At 36.2% G+C, this 11,505-nt stretch carries 7 protein-coding genes and 1 riboswitch; of the genes, 3 read left to right on the top strand and 4 right to left on the bottom strand.

Annotation, left to right across the window (positions count from 1 at the left end; translation table 11 throughout):
• Window positions 1-167: 167 nt before the first annotated feature.
• Together BBH99_RS11680 and BBH99_RS11675 are read right to left on the bottom strand one after the other, a co-directional pair.
• The gene (locus BBH99_RS11680; RefSeq protein WP_066695719.1) at window positions 168-845 is read right to left on the bottom strand and encodes a LytR/AlgR family response regulator transcription factor; all 678 of its coding nucleotides are present in this window, start codon (window positions 843-845) and stop codon (window positions 168-170) included.
• On the bottom strand, window positions 838-1,857 hold the full coding sequence (locus BBH99_RS11675; protein WP_066695722.1) for a sensor histidine kinase: 1,020 nt from the start codon (window positions 1,855-1,857) through the stop codon (window positions 838-840). The genes BBH99_RS11680 and BBH99_RS11675 overlap by 8 nt, the downstream gene beginning before the upstream one ends.
• 189 nt (window positions 1,858-2,046) lie before the next feature.
• On the opposite strand from BBH99_RS11675, the gene BBH99_RS11670 reads away from it, so the two are divergent.
• Complete coding sequence (locus BBH99_RS11670) at window positions 2,047-4,170, top strand: outer membrane beta-barrel family protein (RefSeq protein WP_066695718.1); 2,124 nt, start codon at window positions 2,047-2,049, stop codon at window positions 4,168-4,170.
• 27 nt (window positions 4,171-4,197) lie between these two features.
• The gene (locus BBH99_RS11665) at window positions 4,198-5,037 is read left to right on the top strand and encodes a DUF5694 domain-containing protein (protein ID WP_066695717.1); all 840 of its coding nucleotides are present in this window, start codon (window positions 4,198-4,200) and stop codon (window positions 5,035-5,037) included.
• A 55-nt stretch (window positions 5,038-5,092) separates the two neighbouring features.
• Here BBH99_RS11665 and BBH99_RS11660 read toward each other — a convergent pair whose 3' ends face one another.
• A complete protein-coding gene (locus BBH99_RS11660) occupies window positions 5,093-7,831 on the bottom strand; it encodes a TonB-dependent receptor plug domain-containing protein (protein WP_066695716.1) in 2,739 nt (912 codons plus the stop codon).
• Window positions 7,832-8,124: 293 nt separating this feature from the next.
• Window positions 8,125-8,222, bottom strand: a riboswitch (SAM-I-IV-variant riboswitch).
• Window positions 8,223-8,342: 120 nt separating this feature from the next.
• Here BBH99_RS11660 and BBH99_RS11655 point away from each other — a divergent pair.
• Window positions 8,343-10,586: a TonB-dependent receptor domain-containing protein gene (locus BBH99_RS11655; protein ID WP_066695721.1), complete on the top strand. Its 2,244-nt coding sequence runs from the start codon at window positions 8,343-8,345 to the stop codon at window positions 10,584-10,586.
• Between the two features lie 198 nt (window positions 10,587-10,784).
• Here the strand turns inward: BBH99_RS11655 and BBH99_RS11650 are convergent, their stop codons facing one another.
• Window positions 10,785-11,495, bottom strand: coding sequence for a HesA/MoeB/ThiF family protein (locus tag BBH99_RS11650; protein ID WP_066695715.1), 711 nt, complete (start codon window positions 11,493-11,495; stop codon window positions 10,785-10,787).
• Between the last annotated feature and the right edge of the window lie 10 nt (window positions 11,496-11,505).

Raw genomic sequence — 11,505 nt, 5'->3', positions numbered from 1 at the left:
TCTACTTGAGAAACTACCCGTAATTTAAAAGCTATACTGTAGTCTCTTTGGGTGCGCTTTTCTCTTTTTAATACTTGTTCTTTCATAAATAAGTCGATTAGTTGTCAACTTATTTCAGGACGGGACAGATTAATGATAAAAGCCGGCTTCAGTTGAAGCCGGCTTTTTTATTTCAGTCTGTCCAGAAGATTTGTCCTGTAGCTATCTCCAATAGGAATTTCAAATTCAGGGAAAATGACTTTTTTAACCCCAATGCTTTTGATCTTATCTAGATTGACAATAAAAGATTTATGAATCCGTACGAATTTTTCAGAAAGCTGGATCTCCATAGATTTAAGTGTATCCAGAACTATATATTCATCTTTTTCCGTTCGGATATTGACATAGTCTTTGATACTTTCAATATACAGGATTTCATTGAAAGCTATACGATGTCTCTGCCCTGAAGACTTCACAAAGAAATGGGTATTTTCTTCCTGCGGAAAAGAAAAACGTTCCTGAACTTTTAATATACTCTTCTGAAACCTATCGAAAGAAATGGGTTTCAGAAGATAATCAACAACATTATGCTCATATCCCTCTAACGCATATTCCGAATAAGCAGTTGTTAAAATATACTTTTGATCGGCTCCTACAATCTTCATGAAATTAATTCCAGAGAGTTCCGGCATCTGGATATCCAGAAAGATAAGATCAGAATCATTTTTCTGCAGATATTCCAAAGCCTGAATAGGATTTTCTGTAGAGAAAACCAGCTCAAGGAAAGGTATTTTTTCCACATAATGCTCCAGAAGAGAGATAGCCAAGGGCTCATCATCAACAATAATGCACTTAATCTTATTCATTCCTTAAATCAATTTTTAAATCTACAATAAATTCTTTTTTAGAATTTTCAATCTCAAGCTGATGTTTTGGATATAATATTTCCAGTCTTTTTTTAACATTCTGAATTCCAATTCCGGAAACATCATCTTTCATTTTCTGGGTTTTATAATTTAAAAGATAGAAATGTAAAACCTCATCATGATCTGAGATTTTCATTTCAAAACCTTTATCACGGAAATCTCCATGTTTAAAGGCATTTTCCACAAAAGGAACCAGCAGCATCGGGGAAATCTTCAGGTGAGGATGCCGAATATCTTTTTCTATGATCAGGAGTTCAGGATTTCTGATCCTTAGTTTCTCCAGTGCAATCAGACTGTCAATATACCCAATTTCCTTATCCAGAGAAATGCTGTCTTTTTCAAGATCTTTTGTACTGTATCTCAGGAGTTGCCCAAGTTCTTCAATAGCAGTAAGTGCTTTATCCGATTTCTGATAGACAAGTGAGTAGATATTATTTAAAGAATTAAAAATAAAATGAGGATTGATCTGGGTTTTCAATGCCTGAAGCTCTGCATGTTTTTTTTCAATCAAAAGCTGTTTCTTATCATTTTCTGCCACTCCATATTTCTCAAGTATCCATAGAATACCGGCAATAAAAGTAGTGAGAGAACTATTGTATATATTATCAAAGAAATAGTAGAGCAGCCCTGTATTTTCATCATAATTGCGAAAGCCAAGAGTAGAAGGCAGAAGCAATTCCTCCACGGCATATCTCATACTGGCAAAGCACAAAAGAGTCAGTATAAAAACGAAAACTGCTGAATACAGTTTCTCGAGTTTAAAAACTTTTGGAAAAATAAAGAAATAGGAAATATAGAATGTGACAATTTTCACCATAAAAAATGTAACTCTCAAGACATGCACTTCCCAACGGTTAGTCTCCGGAACAAAAAAATTAGGGGTAATGACAGTTCCTATAAAATTGAACCCCCAATAAATAATTTGAAGCCAGATAATTTGCTTTTTACTCATATTCAAATATAAATCTCTAAAGGCATAATTCATCAATCGTTTTCGATAAAAACCAGTTTTTTCCCGATGAAAATTTTTTGATATCTATAATTATGTTCTTCATCTAAATGCTCTTTCCTCTCACCAGTGCTTCCTATACTTTTGTCAGAGAAATGTAATATAATCATCATTTAATCTGTCATTTATAATATGGAAAAGCATATTTTACTGATAACTGTCCTGTTCTGTTCTTTAGCATCAGCACAGACCAAAGATACCGCCGATGTTAATAAAATAGAAGCGGTTAGGGTAAGTAGTAAAAAGATTCTGGTAGAGCGTAAAGTGGATCGTCTTGTTTACAATGTTCAGAATTCTATGCTTTCCCAGGGAAGCTCCGGAACGGAAGTTCTTGCTGGTACACCTTTGCTTCAGGTAGATGAAAATAAAGGTATTCTTTCCATAGCAGGGAAAAATGGAGTTTCTGTAATGGTTAATGACCGGATGCTTAATCTTTCCGGGGCTGAACTGATCAACTACCTTCGGAATCTGCGCTCTGAAAATATTCTGAAAATTGAAGTCATAACCACTCCTCCTGCAAAATATGAAGCCCAGGGCAACAGCGGGATTATCAATATCGTTCTTAAAAAGAATCAGAATCTTGGATGGAGCGGCTACCTGACCACAAATTATACTCAAAAAACATATGCCGCTTTCAGCAGTGTGGCAGGCATAAATTTTCAGAATGAAAAAATTAAAGCTACTGTAAAGCTTCAGGGATATGACGGAGATAAGCGGTCTGTGGAGAATTATAAAATAATTGGCCAAAGCTCTTCTGTCAGCAGGGATGAAAGACGGGATATGAATGACGGATTAGGATTAAACGCCAATTTTGATTATTCACTCTCTAAAACTTCCAATATCGGACTGGTATATGATATTTCGAAAGGACATTTTAATATGGATATCAATTCACAGCAAAACTATTTTACCAGCAATATCCCAACGTTACAAACAGATACAGATTCAAAACACCGTTCTTCTTTCACTTCGCAAATGCTGAATTTATATTTTGATCAGAAATTCGGGGAACACAAGCTAAGTCTGGGAACTAATTATTATGGAAATCTTCCGGATACTGAAGTTAATTTCACCACAAGAAATATTGCTAAAAACTCAACACAGGTTGTAAGAAACCTTTCATCTGTAGACTATAAAATATATTCCGGCCAGGCAGATTTAACATTAAACTTCAAAAAAATACAGTTGGAAACCGGAGCTAAATACAGTCAGTTTTCTAATAATTCTGATATTGGATATTTTAATTTTATCAATGGAAATTATACCATAGATCCTGCAAAGAGTAATCTTTTTGATTATAATGAAAAAAATTATGCAGCTTATATCAGCGCCAGTAAAGATCTTGACGAAAAGTGGTCTGTAAAGGCAGGACTCCGGTATGAATATTCACAAACCAGCGGTTTTTCTCCTACTACCCAATTGCTGTCTGAAAACAATTATGGTAAGTTTTTCCCAACAGCGTATCTCTCTTATAAGGCCAATGATAACAATCAGTTCAGTATTAATTATTCCCGAAGAATCAACCGTCCTTATTTCCGGGCTTTAGATCCTTTTCGATGGTATTCTAACCCAAACACATATTATTCAGGAAATCCAAGCCTGCAACCTTCTTTCAATCATAACATAGAAGTTAACTATATGTTTAAAAATAAATTTTCTGCCAATCTTTATTATCAGAGAACAACAAATAATTTTGATCAGATCACATTCCTGACCGGAATTGACCTCGTTAGTACATTTCAGAATAACTATAATCAGGATAATTACGGGCTCAATTTGAATTATACGGATACGTTCTTCAAGATATGGGAAAGCAATATTTCAACTTCATTCAGTTATAATGAAACCCAGATCACCAAGTTTAATCTGGTTCCTAAAAACGGGCAATCATTTTATTATTCTCTCAATAATACATTCCAATTGAATAAGGCCAAAACGTTCATGTTATTTGTCAACTACTGGCATAATCTTCCTTCCCGTGACGGGTACACCGCTGTAAGGAACAGAGCAAGCCTTGATGCAGGAATAAAGATGAACTTTGTGGAAAAAGCACTTCAGGTAAATCTTTCGGTGAGTGATATTTTTAAACAATCCGGATATAAGGGGGATATGTATTTTACGGATAATACACAGTCATTCAACAATTATTGGGATGCCCGAAGAATGACACTCAGCATCACCTATAATTTGGGAAATCAGAAAATAAAATCAAATAACAGAGCGGTGAATTTCGAAGAAAAAAACCGTGCACAATAATGTAATACTAACCTAAAAAATAAACCTATGAAAACCTTTATTTATATTTTTCTTGTATGCCTTTCTACATCAGTATTCGCCCAAAAAAAGCCTTCAGATTATTTTAAAAATCCAAAAACAAAAGTCCTGGTCGTAGGCTCATTTCATTTTGATTATCCTAATCTGGATGCTCACAAAACCAATAAGGAAGACCAGGTAGATGTGCTTTCACCTAAAACAGCAAAAGAAGTCACAGAACTTGTAGAATATATTAAGAGATTTAAGCCGACAAAGATTGCAATTGAGGCCTGGCCAAGCTGGAACGCCAATCAAAAGCTGAAGGAATACAATGAAGGTAAACACCGTGATAAAAGGGATGAACGCTATCAGCTTGCTATGAGAATGGCCAGTGAGCTTAAAATAAATGAATTATTCAGCATTGACGCAGAATCTATTCTGGATGATCTTGAAAAACATTTTGGGAAAACTGATTCTACGTTTTTTAAAAACCTCAGCAAAGATTATGATTTCAGAAGTGATGATCCGATATCTCAACAATTCACTGCCTTTTATAAGAGTTCGGAGCCTAAAAACTTCAAATCACTGCTTGATACTTTTACTTATATGAATTCCAAAGAAAGCCATCAATACGGATATGGGGCCTATTTGAGCGGTGATTTCAAACTAAGAGAATATGATGGAGCAGATATGCTTGCCCTTTATTGGTACAGCAGAAATCTGAGAATGTTCCGCAATATCCAAAACATTCCTCACAACGGTGAAGACAGAATCCTTGTGATTGCAGGAAATGGCCATGCCGCAGTATTAAGACAGCTTTTTACCTCTTCCGCAGAATATGATTTTATTGAATTTTCTTCACTGAAATAAATAAAAAGACAGAGATTGCATCTCTGTCTTTTTAATCAAAACTTTAGTCTTCTTATTAGAAACTGAATTCAATTCTTGCAAATAAGAAGCGTCCGCCTATACCATATTGGGAAACCTGTCTGGAATAGACAAACTGATTATCTGCTGTTAATGAACTTATAGCAGGGCTTTTAGAAGGCAAAATATTAAAGATATTATTGCTTCCTACTGTTGCTGAAATATTTTTATTAAAATTATACCCTACTGATAGATCTGTTATCACGCGGCTGTTAAGGACGAAATGCTCTGTACTTCCCGTTACTCCGTCAAAGTTGGCATCTACAACATCTGCATCGGTCACTTTACCAAAGAAAGAATTACGCAGAACAAAAGTAAAGCCTGAAGCTTTTAAAGTATTGGCCAATGTAGCTTTTACACGAGGTACAGCTTCTTCAAAATAAATTCTGTTGGGTTCCGAAAAATAATTATTGATCTGGCTTACCAATTTTGGAGATGCATGGATATCCCCGATTCTTTGGGTTTGATTAAAATTTACTCCCAGATTATTCTCCAAAGTAATCCCAGATGAGATTTTTGAACTCTGAGAAATGGTAATATCAAGACCTTTTGTTTGAGAATCTACTGCATTGGCAAAGAAATTGGCAGCGCTGGCTCTTGCAAGATCAAAGGCACTTTGTAATGCCTGATCATCAGCATTGTTAACCTTATCCGGACGGAAAAACAGATCTGTAAGCACTACCCTGTCCTTAATCCTTATTAAGTAAGCATCTGCTGTGAAAGTCAGGTTTAGTGCAGGAATCTTCCATGTAATTCCTGTGCTGTAGGATTGCGAAGTTTCCTGTTTTAATTTTGGAATACCTAATGCCTGTGCTGCTTCAGAATTATTTCTGAAAGTACCAACCTGTGTTGTTTTTCCCTGCTGGATCAATGTAGAAGTAGAGCTATAATAGATCTGGGCCAATGAAGGAGCCCTGAATCCTGTGGAAACAGCTCCTCTCCAGTTGAGATTGGAAGTCAGTTTTACATTGGTTGCTACCTTATAATTGAATGTAGATCCAAAATCCGAATAATTTTCATATCGTAAAGCACCCTCCAACAGCCATCTGTCTGTAATCTCCAATTCTGCATCCGCATAAGCTGCAATACTGTTTCTGTTTCCTGAAACTGCATTTTCCGGACTGAAACCAGGGAAAACCTGAGCTCCTGCCGGCCTTATTTTTTCAAAAAAATCGGTTACCTTTTCATTCTCAGGGGTTTTAGCTGTTACTATACGGCCATAGATATCATAAGAAGCATAAGAGTTCTCTTTTCCAGCATTTACTTTATAATTTTCGTGTCGGTATTCGCCACCAAATGCTAGATTCAAGCCTTTCAGAACATCATATTTTTTAGAGAGATCCAGGTTAACGGTATTTTGTGAAAACTCAGTTCCTCCTGCATCAAAAGTTCTTGGAGAAGCATCTGTAAGTGATGCATTAAAAGTATTTACCACACCAAAACCGAAGACATTTTTCCCGAATGTATTGCTGAAATCTATATTCCATCCGTTCCATTTTCCTTTAATTCCGGCAGCAAGGGAATAATCATTCACGGCTGCTTCAATCTGGGGTAGATACCCGTTAGGTGTAACTGCGTTGATATTTCTTTCATTATTCGGAAGCCTGTAAAACCCTCCGGCATTCCCAAGACGATAGCTGTAGCCACCAAATGAATAAACTTTCCATTCATCATTAACAGGAATTTCAGAGTTGAAAAAAAGCTGTCCCGATTGTAATTTAGACTGCCCTGCTCTCAGGCTGAAATCTTTCCTCTCCAAACCTCTATAATTAAGCTCCTGCGAGGTAAAATCTTTACCTAATATTTTTTGAAGATCAGAAATGCTGTTTGCCCCTGAGATTTGAGCCTGAAAATCATTCCCAAAATAATCTACCCTGGCCGCATACTGCTTAATGGTGTTGATAATTTGCTGAGTGTTGGGAGTATTGGTAATATTTTTATATAAGCCATCAATATTAACTCCATCCTGCAGTGCCCGGTAATTAATTGCATTATAAGCATTGAAAATATCTCCTTCTCGTACTCCTGCTCTGGAATAAGGATCACGATATTGAGCAGAACCCGTTACATTAAAAAAACCGGTTTTTCCTATTTTAGCCCCATAATTAAGATCTACGGATATAGTCTGTCCATCTACTCCGCCAGAGAAATTATTGGTAACAGGAGAAGCATATCCGCCTAAGAATACCTGCCCGGAAAGTCCCAGCCTTTTTTTCAATCCCAGGTTTACCACTCCGGCAATGGCATCAGAACCGTATTGGGCAGAAGCCCCATCCCTTAGAACTTCAATTTTTTCTAAAGCAAAGGCAGGAACCGCATTGAGATCAGTTCCCACAGAGCCTCTTCCTGGTGTAAGGGTAACATTAATAAGTGAAGACTGGTATCTTCTTTTTCCATTTAGTAAAACCAAAACCTGATCAGGTCCTAACCCTCTCAACAGAGCAGGATCTACAAAATCAGTCCCGTCATTAACTGTGTGAGAAGTAGAAGAAAATGAGGGTACAATATAATTTAAAGCCTGGCTGATATTATTAGACGGACTCTGTTTTAAAATTTTTGATATACTAATGATATCTACCGGCACGGGAGTATCTGTTAATGATCTTCCTGAGCCTCTTGATCCCAGGATGACCACATCTTCTATTTTCTTAGATTGTAATGTGTCCGTCTGTGCGTAGTAAAATGTAGAAATAAGTGCAATAGAAGGAACAAAGATTCTTTTTTTGAAATTATGCATGTTGTTGACTTTTGTTGATAAGATTTATTTTTTGTAAGCAATACAGATCCTGTAACCCTAAATTGTAAGGTTACCATAGAATTCGAAATGTTTGTATTATTTTTTAGAAACAGAAAAGGCTAGAAACAACAGCACATACGCATATAGAAATGGCATGAGAATATATCAGAGTAATGAAGGTTCACTTCATAATCCGAAGAATAAAAAAGTACTGATAAAATGGGATTTCCCTTCTTTTTAAACATTTGATTTTAGCTTTAAAACAAAAAATTCAAGATGGGAGTAATGATAGAATGATAAACATTTTTTCCGGAAGTTCCGGCTTATCGATTGCAGCACCTTGCTTGTTTTTGCAGGTTGCTATCCCATCTAGAGATTCTTGATAATTACCTGGCAAAGATATAATTATTTCGGAAATAAAAAAATATTCAGCCTAAATTTTCGATTTTCAACATTTTACAGTAACAAATCATCTTTTTTAGCGTCTAACCAGATAGTAGTAAAAAACATTATGAAAAAAACTCTATTTGCTATATCGCTGGTAAGTTCTGTACTTACTTTTGCGCAGGAAAAAGGCAATAATAGTAACAAAGAAAAACAAATCGACGGCATTGTTATTACTAAAACTAAAAAAGCCGTTGAACAAAAGGCAGACCGTACCATTTTTGATTTTTCTGAACAACCTCAGCTTAATAACGGGAATGTTCTGGAAGGAATCAAAAAGCTGCCAGGGCTTGTTGCCACAGACATTGCAGGGATGATGTACCAGGGAAAAATGCTTGACGTTTACCTTAATGGAAGACCTTTAAACATTACCTCCAATGAATTGAATTCTTTTCTTGAAAGTATGCCGGCCAATTCTATAGAGAGAATTGAAGTCGTTACGCAGCCCGGAGCTGAATTTCCTGCTACATCAGGAGGTGCTGTTATGAATATTATTACGAATAAAAATGCCAATAAATACTTAAGCGCCACCTATTCCGGAAATTATACCTTCACCAATTACGATAAATACAGAAGCAGAACCACAAACTCTGTGAATTTAAATGCCAGAAATAAATATTTCGGATGGCAGCTTAATGTAGGACAAAATTATCGTGAAAGTATGATGAATACACAGCAGGATGATTTATTGAACGGTAATACGGATCGATTTGCCCGTACTTATTTTGCTAAGACAGGAGTAACTTTTGACCTTGGACAGGACAGATTATTGCTGAACTACGATATTTATCACAATAACAATGATAATTATACTTTAAGTGACGGTAAAGGTGACAGAACCTACGATGAGAATTCACCTAATAAAGTTTATATCAGAGACTATACTTTCGGATCTTCAGATGCTGCAAGAACCAATACAGTAAGGCAGGAAGCAGTGGTAACCTATCAGAAACGCTTTTCTGATAAATCTCAGAAATTAGATTTCCAGTTGGGTTATACAAAGGCATACACTAAATTCGGACAGGATAATATATTCTTCAACAAAACTTTTGAAAAAAACTCTACCCTGCCTGAACAACGCCTGCCAACAACAACTCTGGGGAATGTATTAAGCAATAATTCTGATATGAAAATTGCTAACTTTAAGGTTGATTATTCCCAACCTATCAAGCTTCTTGATGGAGGAAAAGTGAGCGGCGGAGGTTTGTATGAAAGACAGGATTATGATACGGAAAGTAAAGGATTAAAAAACCTTGAATACCAAAGACAGACAGCTTCCACTTACCTTGAATTTCAGGCTAAATTGAAAAAGTTTGACTTCACTTTGGGATCACGTTTTGAAAACTATGACATTTCAGGAGTCACCAGATATTTTGATAAAGATGGAAAACTTGTTCAGACTGACCTGCTTCCATTTAATAAGTTTAAATTCTTTCCGAATGCCAGCATACAATATAACCTGATGAACCAGGTATATGTGGCTGCGAATTACAATAAAAAGATCTCCTTACCAAGTATTTCTGCCCTAAACCCGAATAATACCACATTTGGAGGCCCGAATACTCAAATTACGGGTAATGCCAATCTTCAGCCTACCATTTTTGATAACTATGAATTGAAAATTTCGGCTTTTGATTATGCATTCATCGGATATAGTGTAAGCTCAGCCAGCAATCAGGTGGCACAGATCATCAGAAAAGATGGTAGAAATCTTTACAATGAGCAGATTAATATCTCTAATATGAAAATTCACAATTTCAATATTGGGCTTCCTGTTCCGTTCCAGATTTTCACCAAGTCCATAGGTGAGATTATGAAGTCGAACTTCAATCCTGACAAAATGAATTTTATGTACATTTATGCAGGATACCAGAAACACGAAATTGATAACCTCAACAATAAAGGGTTCTGGATTCTTAACCTGATGACCCAGTTGATTCTTCCAAAAGATATTAAACTGACAGCAAATTACAGCTACCTGACGCCAAAAGCAGGGTATTTTTACTTCACTGCAGAGAAGCCATTTAGCAATAACTTAGATATTACCCTGACGAAGAAGTTTATGAACAATCGTCTTACCGTCTCAGTTTTTGCGAATGATATTTTCAATGGCCAGATTATGCAGGTACGTTCCAATCCGCCATCAGGAGAAAATGTAATGCTTAGAACGAAATACGATTCAAGAAACTTTGGGATTTCTATCAATTATAAAATTCCAACAAGAAACAAATTGGCGAAAGAGGATCCAAACATCCTGAATCAAACCAAAAAAGAGGATAACGGCGGCGTTATGCAACAAGGACAGCAATAGATTTAAATGATTAATAACCAAAAATGAGGCAGTGATATGATTACTGCCTCATTTTTATTTCTGTTGATTTTATAATAACGAAATTAAATCTCACGCAGATTTAGCAGATAGCGCAGATTATTTTCATAGAATTATAACACATCCATGTAAGATCTGCTAAATCCGTATGATCTGCGAGAAACAAAAATCCACCCCATTTTAGAACTCTAAAGTTTGAAATCTCCAGTTTAATGTATCAATCAAAGTTAACTGATTGAGATTTACAGGAAGTTCTGTAATTATTTTCAAGGTTTGAAGCGCCATCATACTTCCTACAATTCCCGGAAGAGCACCCAGAACTCCCAAACTGTCACAATCCGGCATTTCCTCATCATAAGGAGGCTCAGGAAATATATCCCGCAAATTTTTGCTTCCATGATGATTAAAAACAGCTACCTGCCCGGAAAATCCTAAAATACTTCCATATACCAGTGTTTTTCTTAATGCTACACAAGTGTCATTTACCAGATACCTTGTTGAAAAATTGTCTGATCCGTCTACAATAATATCGTATTGAGAAAGTATTTCCAAAACATTGGAAGCATCTATCTTTTCTTCAATACCCGTTACTTTCACCTGATGATTGAGATTGCTTACAAACGTTTCTGCGCTCTTGATCTTCAGGGCTCCCACCCCATTTTCGTTATGAATGATCTGGCGGTTTAAGTTATGAAGTTCTACCTTATCGAAATCTGCAATCCCTATGGTTCCGACTCCTGCAGCTGCCAGATATTGAATCACCGGGCTTCCCAATCCTCCGGCACCAATAACAAGAACTTTTGAAGCCATTATTTTTCTTTGTCCTTCCAATCCTATTTCTTCAATAAAGATCTGGCGGCTGTATCTTTTAAAAATATCTTCCTGTTGCATGCTGAACTAT

It is taken from the genome of Chryseobacterium contaminans (genome assembly GCF_001684955.1).
GTDB lineage: Bacteria > Bacteroidota > Bacteroidia > Flavobacteriales > Weeksellaceae > Chryseobacterium > Chryseobacterium contaminans.
This window is presented reverse-complemented; position numbering and strand designations above follow the sequence as displayed.